A 15,645-nucleotide genomic window follows, 5' to 3' on the forward strand; every position below is an offset into this window, starting at 1 on the left:
GAAGTGAAGCGGTTCCTATAGAAATATCATTTCAATTACTAAAAAACAGTTATTTTGAGTACTAGGAAAGGTATCATAAAAACTAATCGAGCAGTTTTTGGGATATTTAAAGTAAGAGATTGTTATATTTATAGCCAACTAGTTTAAGTTGGTATTTGCTAAAATCTAATGATTATCAATGGTTGTAAAAATGAAACTACGTAAAATCCGAAACTCCTTTGAATTAGGCTAAATTTATTAATAATTTATAATTGATATTTAGCTTTATTTTTGATTAAGCTGTATATATAATTCGGTCTTACTTTCCCTTGAATGTGATGATGCGTAAGTAATAAATGAACAAAAGAGACAAGGTAGAGAGATGTTTGTATATCATTTCTGATTGCTATAGTACTATGATTTGATTTTTGAAATGTACGTAGAATTTGTTATTGAAGAGAGTACGGCATCTACGCAAAGTTTTCCGTGCGTTACGGCTTATGCCTAACACACCCTACTAAAATTTTTTTAGAAATCAAATATTATTCCCATAGGTAATTTGATTTTAATCAAATTAGTAAGATGGATGTTTGAACGTTTTTTATTTCAGAGATACTTTATCAAGTAAGGCTTAAATTATAGTTAATCTAACGCAACCAAAAATCTGTTACTCGACTGCTAATCCTGATGTAGCTGTAAAATAGCATACTTAATATTTACTTTAGAAATAGACTCTTAGATGTTGGATAAATTACTATAAAATTTCTACAGACTTGACTTAACTCGTCATTAGTGGAACTGTGCAAATTCATTCTCACTCCGAATTTGACCCTAGATCAAACCAACCGGTTGACCAGGGGTTACGAAGAGTTTTAGAGCGCCTTGTCAGAACAATGCGGCGTGATGCTTTGATTCGGCAAACAACGCATGAATTGAGAGAATCACTCCAGGCCGATCGCGTAGTCTTATATTACTTTTATTGGCAATGGCATGGCCAAGTTACATTTGAATCCTTAAGTTCCGATAAATATTCGATTTTGGGTTCCACAGGAGCAGATAATTGTTTTACCAATGAATATGCAGCTTTGTATTTAGCTGGTAGAGTAAGAGCGATCGCAGATACTAACCTTGAACCTCTACCAGCTTGTCACCGTGAGTTTCTCCACAGCATCCAGGTACGCGCCAACCTAGTAGTGCCGATTTTAGTTCCCAAAGGTTTGTGGGGGTTGCTAGTCGCCCATCAATGTCAAACACCCCGGATTTGGTCGCCAGCAGATATCAATTTAGTGCAAACAGCAGCGAAAACTCTCGCCACCGACGCGAATATTTTAGGAAGTTAAATTACTGGTACTGTGCTGATAGGAGAATCAACCATGAAACTGGGCTATACAATTATTTGGGTCAATGATGTCATTAAGACAGTGGAATTTTACGAAAAAGCATTCGGGCTAGTGCGTCGTACTCTCAAAGAAACAGATAAATCGATTTGGGCTGAAATGGAAACTGGCGAAACCACCTTAGCATTCTCCTCGACTAGTGAAGCCGAAACATTATTTCCGAGTGGTTTTCGCAGTCATGATCCTGCACAACCACCTGCACTAATGCAACTTTCATTCATCACACCGGATGTTGGCACAGCTTATATGAGAGCGATAGGTGCAGGGGCAAAACCTTTAGATGCACCTAAAGCCATACCAGGGGGACAAACAGTTGCGCGTGTGCGCGATTTGAATGGTGTGCTGGTGTCGTTAGTTAGTGCTTGAAGAGGGCAGGAGGCAGGGAGTAGTCCCGAATTTCTCACGTATGGGTAGCGGGTGTGGGGAGTGTGGGGAGTGTGGGGAGTGTGGGGAGTGTGGGGGGAATAGAATCTTTAACTCAGCACTCAGCACTCAGCACTCAGCACTCTAATTGAGTTTTCCAGTTAGCTAAGTCTGCCAAAGAGCGATCGCGGTAACGTCCATAACGCTCTGGCTTACTTTTAATTTTCACACCTAAATCTGGCAAAATGCCAAAATTAGGCGGCATTGGTTGAAAATGTTTCGGTGAAGCTGAACTAATAAACTCTAATAACGCCCCTAGCATTGTCGTAGGCGGTAAACTCAAAGGTTCTTTACCCAAAGCCAACCGGGCAGCATTGGTTCCCGCCAACCAACCACCAGCAGCCGCCGCCGTGTAACCTTCCGTACCAATCAACTGTCCAGCCGCTAGTAAAGTGGGACGTTGTTTAAATTGCAAAGTTGGCTGCATCAGTTGGGGTGCATTAATAAAAGTGTTGCGGTGCATCACTCCCAAGCGCACAAATTCTGCCTTTTCCAAACCTGGAATCAGTTGGAAAACTCGCTTTTGTTCACCCCAACGCAGATTAGTTTGGAAACCTACCATATTCCACAGTTGTCCGGCTTTATCTTCTTGACGCAACTGCACTACAGCATAGGGACGTTCCCCAGTCCGGCTATCAGATAAACCGACTGGTTTTAAGGGGCCGTAACGCATTGTATCTTCGCCCCGTTGTGCTAATTCTTCAATTGGTAAACAAGCTTCAAAAAACTTGGCTGTTTCCCGTTCAAAATCTTTCAATTCTGTTTGTTCTGCTTGACACAAAGCTTGCCAAAACTGCAAATACTGTTCTTTATTCATGGGGCAGTTGAGATAGGCGGCTTCACCTTTGTCATAGCGCGATGCCATAAAGGCAACATCACGATTAATCGACTCACCAACAATAATGGGGCTAGCCGCATCAAAAAAGCTCATGTACTCCATTCCCGTGAAGCGGCGCAAGTCTTCTGCCAATTCCGGACTAGTTAACGGCCCGGTTGCTAACACCACAATACCTTCAGGAATAGCCTTGACTTCACCGCGCCGAAATTCTACTAAAGGATGGTTCGATAAAGTTGCGGTTAAATCTTGACTAAATTGGCCTCTGTCTACAGCCAACGCCCCACCCGCCGGGACTGCATGTTCATCGGCCTTAGATATGACAATAGAATTTAATTGTCGCAGTTCTTCGTGCAGCAATCCCGCCGCGCGATCGCTCGCCAGCGCCCCAAAAGAATTACTACAAACTAACTCTGCCAAATGTTCTGTATGATGGGCAGGACTGAAGCGTTGAGGGCGCATTTCATGGAAAATAACAGGTACTCCAGCTTGGGCAATTTGCCATGCTGCTTCTGTTCCAGCTAGTCCACCTCCAATTACTTGTATCGGTTGTTGTTCCATAATCATCTGCGTCCGTCTGCGTTTATCTGCGGTTAATTACCACTGTAATGTATTAGTTCATCACATAGAGTTCAGGATGGGTTATTGGTAATTCCCAAGATGCAGGGATAGTGTATGTCCCAGCCGGATAAGGTGAAACCCAGGAATTAGGGTGATGTCCGGGTAAGACAATTTTGACTTTACTCTCCGATACCCACAGCACATTGTAGATATAACCACGGAAGTAGATTTGCTTACCGCTAATCAAATCATCCTTGCTTGCTTGCTTCATTACCATCTTGTTCGTACTGTTCCCACTGCTGGATTGTTTCGTCAATTTCCTCTGGGGTTGCTTCTCTTATTTCTCCTGAGTCTTCCTCAGTTACCCAGTCATTATCTTCTGGATCAATATTAGGTGCGTGGTGACATTTATTAACCTCAAACCAAGCTAGTCATCAACTTACCACACCTGATCAAAGCTCTCAATCTTTCTTGGTATTAGAGGTTGTTTGAAAGGTCGGCGCAGTATAGCAGTCGAAGTATAGGCGAGGAATAAAAAGCATGAATGCCAGACATAGTAAGAATTTTACCTCCTGCCTCCTGCCTTCTGCCTTCTGCCATAACGGTTGGCGAACCTTTCAAACAGCCGCTAGGTGAAGCTAAAAAAGACAGCGTTTAATTTACACTGCCCAAGACAATCTTAGAATCATCAGAGGAAGCTGTACTCACCATCGCCGAATATTCCCCGTTATAGTTGGTAAATGTCGATGGCGCTCTGCGAATATTAGACAGGCGAATTTGCCAATCGGAAACTTGGTCGTAAGTAAGATGACGAGTATTAGAAGTAGTTGTCCATACTCCCCAAAGACAGGTGTCTTCAAACTGTAGCATTCCGGTTTTGCGTAAGTTAAAAGATTGGGGTGTTCCGGGTAAGGGAATAATGCTGTAGCAAGAAGTTTGAAATTCCAATTGCGGATTAATTTCTACCAGTTCATCTACAAGGTCGGAAATCGCTTCCTCTAGACGTAACAAGTCTTCATGGTCATCATCTGGTAGCCCGATAATGATGCCATAGGTAATCACAGGTACACCAGTTCTCACTACGGCTTTCATCAATTCACAATGCTCTTGCCAGGGTAGCAGTTTTTTGTATGCTTCTCTGCCAAAAACTGGACGTTCCGCCGGGATGTAAGCTAAAGGACAACCGACTTTACCATCCCAGCCAAACAGTGCTTCAATGAGTTCCTCATCTGGTCTGAGGTCGGTGCTGTCGTAGTTCCGCCCCGCACCAAGCGTTGTTTTCCGCAATTCCAAACCATTGGGCCACATTAGAGTTATACCGATATCTCGCGCCCCATTGGTAATTGCAAGGATTTCTTCTCGTCCTCCGGGAAAGAGTACACGAGCCAAAAATTGATCGGAACCAATATTTATAGAACGCGCCCCAACTTCTTTTTGAATCTCCAACCATCTTAGGGCTGTTTCGGGGGACATCCGGCGAAAACCAGTACCGTAGGTGGGTGTCATACAAAAATCGCAGGTGCGATCGCAGCCAATATCAGCCACCAAAGAACCCACTGGTACATGTCCTTGGACATTTGGGAGTGTCCCTAAACATTCTTTCGCTACCTCCAATGAAGGTAACGCCCACTCATCAGGGCTTTTGGCTTTGGTTTTGCGGGGATATTGTTTCCCATCTGCCAAAATCACACCTGTGAGTTCTTCTCGTGGTGTTCTGCCCAATACATAATCAAAAATCGCCCAATTCGCGCCCCCAGATTTATCTTGAACCACTGCTGTTGCACCAGCCTGAAAATAGTGGTGTGGTTCCGCCAGTGCATCCGAACCGCCAACTACAATCGGGCGGCCTCCCTTAGCCAAATGCTCAATCACCATACAACTAACTTGACGGTCTTGGGAAAAATTCACTGTAATTCCCCAAGCATCATAAGCTTGCGGGTCGAGGGTCGAAATTCTGCCCCCTACATAAGTTTTCCGCAAGTTCATGCCTTTCCAGACAATCTCCCCAAACTCCTGACTATAATTGTCATCTCTGAGGTTAACCAAACGGGCATCAAATCCACCAGCTTGCAAGTCAGCCAGTAAAACTTGCTTACTAATTAAAGAGCGATGTCTATATAATGAAGTCCAATTTTTGCCTTCTGCATCGTATAGCCCCGTAGCTGGCGGTTCAATCAGTCCAATTGTGGGATGCTGTTTATCTGCCATAGTCACAGTTGCAGAATGTGAAGTAAAAGCAGAGTTTTTTTGCTGTGTCATAATTGGCAATCTTTAAGAGACAGTTTGCAAATTCAATATGCAGCCGATCCATAAAAATTTTATGTATTTTTTCGCAAAAAAGTCTCTAATTAGCCGATTATGAATAGTTAAATTTAAAATTTTGATGTATAACTTAACATACTTAGGAATAAACAAAAAAGCTCTGAAAAACTCATGCTTGCATAATCTCTGCATCTCTGTAGTACTCAGAGGTTCAAGCCACCACTAGGAAAATAACTTATACCAAATTTGACTAAAAAGCGATCGCACCCACTTATGCGATCGCCATCACAAAAATACATAAATTTTATTTACCCTTTGAAACCAACTGAATTATTAAGGTAAAGTTGGTTCCGAAAAGCTGAGGGGGTTTTTGACTTCAGCTTTGGGTGATTCATCAGCTACGCTGGTGGTTGATTTATCGCATTTTGCGGTGGTGTCATCAGTTTCGCTGGTTAACCTCCCAGGACGGAGGGCGACTAATGCAGTTTTGACAATCACAGCCGTAGGTACAGCGACAATTACACCCAATAATCCGCCAACTCTGGCACCAGTCAAGACAGAAATTAGTATCCACACTGGATTTAAGCCCGTAAAACTGCCCAAGATGCGCGGCGCAATTAAATTTTCTAAAATTTGCTGCACAATTACCGCTGCAAGTAAAACTCTGGTTCCCATCCAAAAGTCTTGCAACGCCACCAATGAAGTCGTGAGAATAATCCCCACAGAACCGCCAAAGGGGACTAGTGCCATAATCCCAATTGTCAAGCCAAATAACAACCCAAATGGCACCTTGAGCCATAAAAAGGCAGGAATTAAGGCGGATGCCATACAGGTAGATAAAATTAGCTGGGTGATAAAAAAGTTTTGGAAACTGAGGCGGACTGTTTGGGAGAAAGGTTCCCGAAATCTGCTGGGTAGCCATTCTACTAAACTTTGCCAGAGTTCATCGCCATGCTGCAAAAGATAGAAAGTCAAAACCATTGTCAGCAGAAAATCGAGCAAGCTGGTGAAGGTGACAACAGCCAAGTTGAGGACTTGTCCGGCGATCGCTTGTAACTGCCCCTTGACGCGATCGTTGATTTGGACTACAAGTGCATCAAGGTTAATTGGTAAGCCGAGAATTTCTGCTTTCTCGTTTAACATCATTAACTGCGATCGCCCAGAATCAATTAACTCTGGTATGCGAGCCACCAGTTGTTGCGCTTGGGTCAAGGCCAGGGGAAACAGAGTCACGCCCAATGCTAACAAAATTGATAACGCTAATAAAAACACCAGCACAGCAACTTGCTCTCGCTTTGCCCCGTGGCGTTCCATCCAGCTAACAGGGTAGTTGAGGAGAAATGCCAGTACTGAGGCTCCGACTAAAATAACTATTAGAGAATGGAAATAATCAAAAATTGCCGAAAGCGCCCACCCATTGAGGACTAGCACTGGTGCGAACAGAGCGATCGCTCCGATTCGCGCTATTGGTGTTAGGGTCTGCCACCAGTCGATTAGCTTGCGTGTCTGCATCTTTAGCCGCTTGCGAGATAAAACTAAATAAAATCTTTCTCTAAAGCCTATTATCTCTAACTACATTACAGTCTTTCATCCCTCTAGTTTAGGATTAGACTCAGCCAAATGGAAAATTTTGAACCAATTCATGATTCTTCCGGGAGAGAAGAAAGGCATCAGCCTACTTCACCTGAGATTTTTAGTCAAAACTCCCGCCTTAATCAAATAAATTTGCTGATTTATGTCATCCCAGTGATTGGGGTGCTGCCATCTCTGTGGACTCTCTACCGTCGTCAAGGAAGTCGGGAACAACTAATAGTTAGCCGCCAGTCTGTTACTATGACATTTGCTTGGCTATTAGCTTATCTCTTATTAGCAACTGGATCAGCATCTTCGGAATTTTTTGCCTTGCGTTTATTAATACTCAATAGCTTTCTGACATCTGGTTATTTTTTAGTGAGTATTTGGCTAATTTTTCGGATTATTCGCGGTCAATCTAGTCGTTTACCAGGGTTGAGCTACTTAGCAGAGCGAGTCTTGGGCAAGTATTTATCGTGATGCTGTTGTGTCAATCTCTAGACGGTATTTTTACTGAATTTTTATCTAATTACAAATTATTTCCTAGCGGATCTAGTCAAACTGACTTATTGTTGTCATACTTCAATAAAACATATCAGGATTTGCCTCAAAAAAGAAAAATCCTGCTATAAGTGTTGTGGTTGACATAATAGCGAAAAGTCAACATGGTTAATTAAGAGTTAACTATTATGAGTTGATTATTTGCATACTGATAAGGGTGCAAATTTACCGAATTTAATCAGCAAGTGTGAGGAAGTCTGTGACCATTCAAAGAACTTCGGCGGAAGAAAACCACTCAAAAACCCCCAATATGAAGGGCAGAAAGTCAATAACCCCTAAATCGGGACGTTGGTTGTGGTTCTGGGTCGGTATGAGCGGCATTGCAATGGTGTCAGCAATGGCTGGTGCTTTGTTGGCGGTTTCTTTAACTAGCACGCCTTTACAGCAAGCCGATCTCAGCCCCCAAGAAGAAGCCGTCTTTGACAGCGATGCGATCGCTGGTGGTGGATTGCGCTTTTCTGAATTAACTCGTCCGGTGAATCTTTTAGTCATGGGGATGAGCGTACTACCTCCCGATGTTCAAAATCCTCCCGAAGAAACCAAAAATCTCCGCTACTTGCCCCAAGTCAACTCTTTTGATGGTCTTTCGGATGTCATGCTGTTGGTCAAATTTGACCCACAGACCAAAAAAATAGTCATGCTTTCGATTCCCAGAGATACGCGCACCGAAATTGAAGGCTATGGAACAAGAAAAATTAACGCTGCTAATGTAGAAGGCGGCCCGGCTTTAACTGCCAAAACCGTCAGCAATCTCTTGGGCGGGGTTGGTATTGACCGCTACATTCGGATTAATGTTTTGGGAGTTGCTAAACTCATTGATGCTTTGGGTGGCGTTACAGTTTATGTTCCCAAAGACATGAAATATAAAGATGAATCGCAACATCTATATATTAATTTAAAAGCAGGCAAGCAACATCTCAACGGCGAGCAAACACTACAATTACTGCGTTTTCGTCATGATGAATTAGGTGATATCGGTCGGATTCAACGCCAGCAAATGGTCATGCGTGCCTTAACTGACCAAAGTCTCAACCCTGCTACCTTAGCGCAGTTGCCTAAAATTTTAAATGTCGTCAAAGAACACATTGATACTAACTTAACGGTAGAAGAATTAGTCGCCTTATTAGGTTTTGGTGTACGGACTAATCGCTCGAATATGGAGATGTTAATGCTACCAGGGCGCTTTAGCGAGAAAGGCGAGTATGATGCCAGCTATTGGTTGCCTAGTAAAGATAGCATTGCCAAACTTATGGCTAAACAATTTGGTTTAGAATCAAATGCTGAAAATACTGAGTCAGAAGTAACTGATCCTAGTTCTGTGCGAGTCGCCATTCAAGATAGTACAGGAAGCGATCGCACCGCCCTGCGGCCTTTAATTCGCGCTTTAGAAAGGGCTGGTTATCGGAATGTTTATATCGCCAAGCCTTGGAATGAACCATTAGAAGTCACTCACATTGTTGCTCAACAAGGAGATGGCAGTAGTGCTGAATCAATTCGGGATCTTCTGGGAATTGGCGAAGTTCGGGTTGAAAGCACTGGTAGTTTATATTCTGATGTCAGCATCCAAGTAGGCAAAGATTGGCTACAACACCAAATGCCTTTGGATGATTCGACTCAATCTTATTAGTAATTAATTAAATCACAGACTTTTTTAACAGCAGGGGAAAATGGATTCACCTTTCCCCTGCTGTTTCTTATTCCATACCCATTTCTATCTATTTCAGGAACGTGAACGAGTTCACCATTTGTTGATATGCTTGGCGGTAAAGAGCATCATTATTGCTGTTACCAGTTTTGGATAATGACACAACAATAATTCGAGAATCTTTTGGACTGATAAAAGCAACATTTTCGTTTTCGTATAAACCACTAGATTGAAATTTTACGCCTGTTTGTCCGGCAATTTTCGCAGATTTAAAGTCGCGGGTTGCGGAAAACTGGTTACTCTGTTTTACCCACTGCTGCAAAGAGAATTTGCGGGGATTATTGTATACAGCAACTTGAACATTTGCTGGATATTCTGTACCACCTTCATAAGCTCCAGCACGAATTTTTTGGGCGTGTTGTTTAGTCCAAATATCAACAGATGCGAGAGGTACATCAACATTATTTCTAGGAGTTGATATTTTGTTATCGATGACAAAATCTTTGGTGGAGTAACTAAACCGAAAACGAAAGCGATCGCTGCGGTAAATTCCTGGCGTTTGTGCTAATGTAACTACTGGTTTTGCGGCTTGCTTAGTTACAAAAGAATGAACTGGAGATTGGCAAGCAATTGTTCCAACTGCAACTAAACTCATCAAAATTGGTGACAAAATCCATTGCTGAATTTGCTTGTTGTGAATTTGCATAATTCACTCCTGGGAATCTGATCTTTTAAACTATCCAGAAATAATAACTCCAACTTTTCCACAACAATTTCCGCAATTTATAGCAGGTACAAAGAATAGGTAACAGAGACTCGTTTACGAGTATCAAAGACTCTCGCGGGAGTATCAAAGACTCGTTTATGAGTTAATAAGGTTTGATTATGAGTAAATTTTCTTTGAAAACGGGTTTTTTCACATAGACTTAAAACCGCTTGCCCCAGGCTACCACAGAAGAAGGAAGAAGAGGGCGATCGCCTGCTAAAATAAACGTCTTATTGCTGTTGCAACCAAGCTACTAAATCAGCTTCATTAGAGAAATCTAGTAAAGCTTCTGCTAAATCCTCTAACTGAGTTACAGATAATCCCCGCAGTTGTGCTTGTAATTCAGGAGTAATTGTACCAATGCGTCTTGTTAATTGACGCTGAATTACTTTCAACTCTCCTTGTTGTATTCCTTCCTCCATCCAACTGGTTACAATTTGCATAACTACCTCTTGTTGAGTTGGTTCAAATTGGGCAATTTCCGCCTGGAATATTTGATTTTCTTGGGCATTTAACCGTAGATAACTGTCAATAAACAGAAGAAGGTTGTGAGTAGTTCTTTGAACAGGCGATTGTGGTCTATCATGATTAGATTTATATCATGTTACTGATGAGTGATCGCTCAATATTTGCGATAGTAGGTATGTGATCGCTTGTTATCTTTTGATGGATAATTTAATTAAAATTACTATTTCACGTTTGCATACCAAATTCTTCTGGGTCGATATCCCAATTCACCCAGCGAATTGCTTCCCTTGCTGATTTCATGTAAGGTGGGACTCGCAACACATAAATAAACCCAGTACTAGGACAAGTCATTTTTAACAGATAAATTGCTTCAACATCCACAAAAGCATCTATTTTTAGTAGCACGTATTCATGCCAATAATCTAATTCAGTAGCTTGTAATTCTTGGCAGATTTTACTATATCCAATTCCTTGAATCAATACTCTCCTTAGTTCAGTATTTTTTTCTTCTAATAGCCATTTTGCTTGCCATTGATGAGGATGTAATTTTCCGTATCTTTCTGGTAGCGTAACACCATGATAAGAATAAAAACTATAGCCGTCAGCAAATCTAATTGCAGTTTCACCTTCAGCATGAAGACGGTTTTGAGAATCTAAATTTAAAGCTATAGGGCGATTAACTACGAGTAAAATTTGATTGTAAGCAGGAATAATACAGCCAACTTCTTCAATCATAGACTGCATAATTGGCCATTTATTAAAATCATACTTACAGTTAAACACTGAGATACAATAGTCTAATCTAGCTACATTTTGTACAAATATTCTCCATTGATACCAACCATAACCAATAGGACATAATATTTTAAAGTGATGTAAGTTAACATTGAGTTTTGTGCTGTATATTCTAGATAATTGTCTTTCTGTTTGTTCTAAAATAGGATCATAGAATTCTCTGCTTAATTTACGTTCCAAAGATTTGCTTAGATAGCAATTTGTATTATTTAGCAGATATACCCTGAGTCTATCCAGTATATCTGTATCAATATTTAAGATTATTATTCGAGATAGTTTATAGTATGTTATTGCAGATAAAGCGCAACCTAAAACAAGTATAAATCCACTAACATAATCAGATTTAATTTGTAGTGAATAAAAACACACTAACACTGGTATAATAATAACAAATAGAGGAAAAAATAAATAGGTTGCTTGTTTTTGCCAAGCGTATAAATTCTTTATATCTTCAAAAGCATTTAAGGGGCTGCTGACACACTTTATTTTAGGATTCTTGATAATTACACTATCAGCAAAAGCCTGCTTGATTATTTCGGTAGCTTTTTTAGGCTCAATTTGTTTATTTGACAATGCTATCTTTCGCCACTTATCTCGATACACGGAAATTAAGGCTTCTTGTTCTGGAGTCAGTGTTTCAATCATTATATAATTCTAAGTTTTACACGCAAAAATTGTTAGCTGCGATCGCTCTACCAATATGATGAAAATATTCATTTGGTAAAGCTCTAGGAAATTTAGCCATCACAAATACAGTTTGACTATTTATACTTAAAAATTTTAATCCTTTGCGCCTTTGCGCGAAAAAATAAAAAACTTGCCTCAGAAGCATCACACCTCCAAGGCAAGTTAATTCTCTAATTCCTTCCTCCGCGCCCTCTGCGTCTTGGCGGTTCGTTTAAAGTTGCTTCACTTCCGAAACTAACTTCGCCACCATATCTTTCGCGCTACCAAATAACATTGTGGTTTTATCTTTGTAGAACAACTCATTATCTACACCTGCAAAACCAGCACTCATCCCGCGCTTAATTACAATTGTTTGCTTTGCCCGATCTACTTCTAAAATTGGCATACCATAAATTGGACTAGCTGTATCACTACGCGCAGCAGGATTTACCACATCATTCGCCCCAATTACTAACGCTACATCGGCTTGTTCAAATTGGGGGTTGATATCTTCCATATCGTATAACTGGGTGTAAGGCACATTCGCCTCAGCCAATAAAACGTTCATGTGTCCCGGCATTCTTCCAGCTACGGGGTGAATAGCATACTTCACATCAACACCCATACGTTCTAATTGATCTGCCAATTCGCGCACGCTGTGTTGTGCTTGGGCAACTGCCATACCGTAACCAGGAACAATGACGACGTTCCGGGCATAACCCAACATCATCGCACCTTCTTCGGGATCAATACTGCGGACAGTTTGATCTATTGCACCAGCCGCCGCCGCACCAGCAGCACCGCCACCTGAACCAAAAGCACTGAACAGCACGCTGAACAGAGAACGGTTCATGGCTTTACACATAATCTCGGTGAGGATGATACCAGAAGCACCCACCAAAGCACCAGCGATGATTAACATATTGTTCATCACCACAAACCCCGCCGCCGATGCAGCGATCCCCGACAGAGAGTTTAACAGGGAAATCACTACGGGCATATCGCCGCCACCAATGGGGATGACGAACATCACACCCAAGATTAAGGAAACAGTTGTAACTGCTAAGAATACGGGTAGGCTATCTGGTGTGACGATTAAATAGGCGCTACCTGCTATATAAGCACCAAGCAGCAACAAGTTAAATGGTTGCTGGAAGGGAAAGGTAATTGGTGAACCGCTAATTAAACCTTGTAATTTGGCGAAGGCGAGAAAACTGCCTGTGAAGGTGACACCACCAATTAACACATCCAACAACATGGAAATGTTGACATCTAAAGGGATGGGTTGGGAGTGTTCTAGTAAACGCCAAAATTCTGCAACCGCAACTAACGCCGAAGCTGCACCGCCTAAGCCATTGAGTAAACCCACCATTTGGGGCATTTCGGTCATTTGGACTTTGTAGGCTGCGATCGCACCAATGCCAGAACCAATCGCCAAGCCTAACAAAATCATTTCATAATTCAACACATGCTGATCCAGCATTGTCGCCACAATTGCCAGCAGCATTCCCACCGCCGCAATCACATTACCATTCCGGGCAGTAGCAGGAGAACCCAGCTTTTTCAAACCAAAGATGAATAAGGATGCAGCGACTAAATACGTCAGCTGAATTCCAGTCGGTAAAAAGTCGCTCACGCCTTAATCTCCTTTTTCTTGAACATTTGCAGCATTCTGTCGGTGACGAGAAAACCACCCACAACGTTGACTGTGGCGAGTACCACTGCAATCAAACCTAAAATTACGGAAACACTTGTCTCTTTAGCACCAGCCGCTACTATTGCCCCCAGTACCGCAATGCCAGAAATCGCATTGGAACCAGACATTAAGGGCGTGTGTAGAGTTGGCGGGACTTTGTTAATCACTTCAAAGCCAATAAATGATGCCAGCACAAAGACAAACAATGCCGCAAGTAACGCATCTGTCATGTTTAAATCTCCTTATATGAGGGGCTAGGGGCTAGAGGTTAGGAATTTCCCATTCCCTACTCCCCACTCCCCATTCCCTAATTAACAGCAGGTTGTTGAGTGTTGATAGTTTGCAGCGCATCCTTGACACGTTGATTGCGGATTTCGCCTGCGTGGGTAATGCAAGCTGCATCAACGATGTCGTCAGTAAAGTTAATCTGCAAAGCTTTTTCTTTGTTAACTAATAGTTGCAATAGAGATGTCAGGTTCTTGGAATACAATTGGCTGGCGTGAACTGGCATAGATGAGGGCAGATTAATCGGCCCAATAATGGTTACGCCATTCCAGACAATATCTTTACCGGGATCGGTACAAGCGCAGTTACCACCTTGTTCTGCGGCTAAATCGACGATGACTGAACCTGGTTTCATCTGTGCCACCATTTCTTCTGTGACTAGTAGTGGCGCTTTTCTACCAGGGACTTGGGCTGTAGTAATTACAACATCAGCGTTTTTGACGTGTTCAGTTAAAACTTCTTGAGTCCGTTGTTTGCTGGCTTCGGAGATTTCTTTGGCGTAACCACCTGCGGCTGTGGTTTCTTCGTCGAGTTTGACTTCCACAAATTTTGCGCCTAAGCTTTGGACTTCTTCTTTAACGGCGGGACGAATATCAAATGCTTCCACAACAGCACCCAAACGTCTGGCGGTGGCGATCGCTTGTAGTCCAGCTACACCTGCACCCATAATAAATACTTTAGCTGGGGCAATTGTCCCTGCTGCTGTTGTCAGCATCGGGAAATATTTTGGTAAGGCGGCGGCGGCAATTAATACAGATTTGTAACCAGCCAAAGAAGCTTGGGAAGACAAAGCATCCATACTTTGCGCCCTGGTAGTTCTGGGGATCAATTCCATACTCAAGGCTGTAACTTTGCCCTTTGCTAACTGTTGGGCAACTACCGGATTTCCTAAAGGATTGAGAAAGCTAATTAAAACCGATCCTTCTCGCAATAAATCAATTTCTGAGCGTCCATCTTCTCGCTCTTGGGGTGGACTAACTTTTAATAAAACATCTGCTTGGTTCCACAATTGAGCAGTATCACTAATAATTTCTGCACCTGCGGCTTGATATGCCGCATCACTAAAAAATGAACGCTCTCCTGCACCTTTTTCTACCCATACTTCTAAACCTTGTTTGACAAGTCGCGCCACAGTTTCAGGATTTAATGCCACACGACGTTCGCAAACTTCTATTTCTTTAGCAACGGCTATTCTCATGAAATCTCCTAGAGATAAATACTTACATCTCTGCAAAACCTGCAACTCTCCCAATTTCGGGATGTCTTTTACTCATAGTGAAGCTGCAATTATTGCCAGCGATCGCTTGAATTTGTAGATTGAACCTTGAACTTTATCTTTCCTACTATTAGTTCTCAGGCTAAAGCCGGATTTTGCTTTTATACAGGTCAAACTTGCCGATATTGACCTATAGGTTTACATATTGCTAATGCTATGTTGATTCCCCAGTTTACATCTTTAGTCTTTAGGTTATTTTCCAGATTGCAAGATTTTGCCTTAATTACATAGTGGAATCTACTTGAAATTTTTAAAGCTTAATAATTTGATGTATTTTTAAAGATTACTCTTCGATTGCTGACAACTTATTTTTATTAATCTAGCCCAATCTTCATGGCGATCGCTAATTTTATAGCTCAATTTTTATAACAAACCCCGCAAAAGTTATATACACTTGTACATATTTAGCAACATCTACACATTTTTCTAGTTCTGAGTAATGACTTGAAAGTGCTGAG

General features: G+C 41.8%; 15 protein-coding genes. 4 read left to right on the forward strand and 11 right to left on the reverse strand.

Going from position 1 to position 15,645, the window contains the following annotated elements:
• Positions 1–779: 779 nt before the first annotated feature.
• Both H6G74_RS22010 and H6G74_RS22015 read left to right on the forward strand, forming a co-directional pair.
• Positions 780–1,319 carry a GAF domain-containing protein gene (locus tag H6G74_RS22010; RefSeq protein WP_190969691.1) on the forward strand — a complete coding sequence of 180 codons (540 nt, stop codon included), beginning with the start codon at positions 780–782 and terminating at the stop codon, positions 1,317–1,319.
• Positions 1,320–1,352: 33 nt separating this feature from the next.
• On the forward strand, positions 1,353–1,742 hold the full coding sequence (locus tag H6G74_RS22015; protein WP_190969692.1) for a VOC family protein: 390 nt from the start codon (positions 1,353–1,355) through the stop codon (positions 1,740–1,742).
• Positions 1,743–1,875: 133 nt separating this feature from the next.
• On the opposite strand, the gene trmFO is transcribed toward H6G74_RS22015, so the two are convergent.
• The 4 genes from trmFO to H6G74_RS22035 form a co-directional block, all read right to left on the reverse strand.
• A complete protein-coding gene (gene trmFO, locus H6G74_RS22020) occupies positions 1,876–3,195 on the reverse strand; it encodes an FADH(2)-oxidizing methylenetetrahydrofolate--tRNA-(uracil(54)-C(5))-methyltransferase TrmFO (protein ID WP_190969693.1) in 1,320 nt (439 codons plus the stop codon).
• 52 nt (positions 3,196–3,247) lie between these two features.
• Positions 3,248–3,466, reverse strand: a complete 219-nt coding sequence (locus H6G74_RS22025; RefSeq protein ID WP_190591854.1) for a hypothetical protein — start codon at positions 3,464–3,466, stop codon at positions 3,248–3,250.
• 383 nt (positions 3,467–3,849) lie between these two features.
• Positions 3,850–5,454 (reverse strand): radical SAM protein, encoded by a 1,605-nt coding sequence (locus H6G74_RS22030; protein WP_242051313.1) that lies wholly within the window; start codon positions 5,452–5,454, stop codon positions 3,850–3,852.
• A gap of 336 nt (positions 5,455–5,790) precedes the next feature.
• Complete coding sequence (locus H6G74_RS22035) at positions 5,791–6,969, reverse strand: AI-2E family transporter (protein WP_190969694.1); 1,179 nt, start codon at positions 6,967–6,969, stop codon at positions 5,791–5,793.
• A gap of 108 nt (positions 6,970–7,077) precedes the next feature.
• On the opposite strand from H6G74_RS22035, the gene H6G74_RS22040 reads away from it, so the two are divergent.
• Both H6G74_RS22040 and H6G74_RS22045 read left to right on the forward strand, forming a co-directional pair.
• Positions 7,078–7,509: a hypothetical protein gene (locus tag H6G74_RS22040; protein WP_190969695.1), complete on the forward strand. Its 432-nt coding sequence runs from the start codon at positions 7,078–7,080 to the stop codon at positions 7,507–7,509.
• 280 nt (positions 7,510–7,789) lie between these two features.
• Positions 7,790–9,217 (forward strand): LCP family protein, encoded by a 1,428-nt coding sequence (locus H6G74_RS22045; protein WP_190969696.1) that lies wholly within the window; start codon positions 7,790–7,792, stop codon positions 9,215–9,217.
• Between the two features lie 88 nt (positions 9,218–9,305).
• Here the strand turns inward: H6G74_RS22045 and H6G74_RS22050 are convergent, their stop codons facing one another.
• From H6G74_RS22050 to H6G74_RS22080, 7 genes are all read right to left on the reverse strand, one after another.
• Positions 9,306–9,941 (reverse strand): hypothetical protein, encoded by a 636-nt coding sequence (locus tag H6G74_RS22050; protein ID WP_190969697.1) that lies wholly within the window; start codon positions 9,939–9,941, stop codon positions 9,306–9,308.
• Between the two features lie 290 nt (positions 9,942–10,231).
• Entirely contained in the window at positions 10,232–10,444 is a 213-nt protein-coding gene (locus tag H6G74_RS22055) for a DUF4351 domain-containing protein (RefSeq protein WP_242051314.1), read from the reverse strand.
• A 250-nt stretch (positions 10,445–10,694) separates the two neighbouring features.
• Positions 10,695–11,909, reverse strand: coding sequence for a DUF6745 domain-containing protein (locus H6G74_RS31320; protein WP_242051315.1), 1,215 nt, complete (start codon positions 11,907–11,909; stop codon positions 10,695–10,697).
• 16 nt (positions 11,910–11,925) lie between these two features.
• Positions 11,926–12,096, reverse strand: coding sequence for a hypothetical protein (locus H6G74_RS22065; RefSeq protein ID WP_190969698.1), 171 nt, complete (start codon positions 12,094–12,096; stop codon positions 11,926–11,928).
• A gap of 66 nt (positions 12,097–12,162) precedes the next feature.
• Positions 12,163–13,566 (reverse strand): NAD(P)(+) transhydrogenase (Re/Si-specific) subunit beta, encoded by a 1,404-nt coding sequence (locus H6G74_RS22070; protein ID WP_190969699.1) that lies wholly within the window; start codon positions 13,564–13,566, stop codon positions 12,163–12,165.
• Entirely contained in the window at positions 13,563–13,856 is a 294-nt protein-coding gene (locus H6G74_RS22075) for an NAD(P) transhydrogenase subunit alpha (RefSeq protein WP_190969700.1), read from the reverse strand. Before H6G74_RS22075 ends, H6G74_RS22070 begins: the two co-directional genes overlap by 4 nt.
• 77 nt (positions 13,857–13,933) lie before the next feature.
• A complete protein-coding gene (locus H6G74_RS22080) occupies positions 13,934–15,109 on the reverse strand; it encodes a Re/Si-specific NAD(P)(+) transhydrogenase subunit alpha (RefSeq protein WP_190969701.1) in 1,176 nt (391 codons plus the stop codon).
• Positions 15,110–15,645 lie beyond the last annotated feature (536 nt).

The sequence above is a fragment of the Nostoc spongiaeforme FACHB-130 genome (assembly GCF_014698475.1).
Lineage (GTDB): Bacteria > Cyanobacteriota > Cyanobacteriia > Cyanobacteriales > Nostocaceae > Nostoc_B > Nostoc_B spongiaeforme.

Coding starts and splice junctions, on each gene's coding strand:
- H6G74_RS22015 (WP_190969692.1), top strand. CDS start 1,353: ATGAAACTGGGCTATACAATTATTTGGGTCAATGATGTCATTAAGACA.
- trmFO (WP_190969693.1), bottom strand. CDS start 3,195: ATGGAACAACAACCGATACAAGTAATTGGAGGTGGACTAGCTGGAACA.
- H6G74_RS22025 (WP_190591854.1), bottom strand. CDS start 3,466: ATGAAGCAAGCAAGCAAGGATGATTTGATTAGCGGTAAGCAAATCTAC.
- H6G74_RS22030 (WP_242051313.1), bottom strand. CDS start 5,454: ATGACACAGCAAAAAAACTCTGCTTTTACTTCACATTCTGCAACTGTG.
- H6G74_RS22035 (WP_190969694.1), bottom strand. CDS start 6,969: ATGCAGACACGCAAGCTAATCGACTGGTGGCAGACCCTAACACCAATA.
- H6G74_RS22040 (WP_190969695.1), top strand. CDS start 7,078: ATGGAAAATTTTGAACCAATTCATGATTCTTCCGGGAGAGAAGAAAGG.
- H6G74_RS22050 (WP_190969697.1), bottom strand. CDS start 9,941: ATGCAAATTCACAACAAGCAAATTCAGCAATGGATTTTGTCACCAATT.
- H6G74_RS22055 (WP_242051314.1), bottom strand. CDS start 10,444: ATGCAAATTGTAACCAGTTGGATGGAGGAAGGAATACAACAAGGAGAG.
- H6G74_RS31320 (WP_242051315.1), bottom strand. CDS start 11,909: ATGATTGAAACACTGACTCCAGAACAAGAAGCCTTAATTTCCGTGTAT.
- H6G74_RS22065 (WP_190969698.1), bottom strand. CDS start 12,096: ATGCTTCTGAGGCAAGTTTTTTATTTTTTCGCGCAAAGGCGCAAAGGA.
- H6G74_RS22075 (WP_190969700.1), bottom strand. CDS start 13,856: ATGACAGATGCGTTACTTGCGGCATTGTTTGTCTTTGTGCTGGCATCA.
- H6G74_RS22080 (WP_190969701.1), bottom strand. CDS start 15,109: ATGAGAATAGCCGTTGCTAAAGAAATAGAAGTTTGCGAACGTCGTGTG.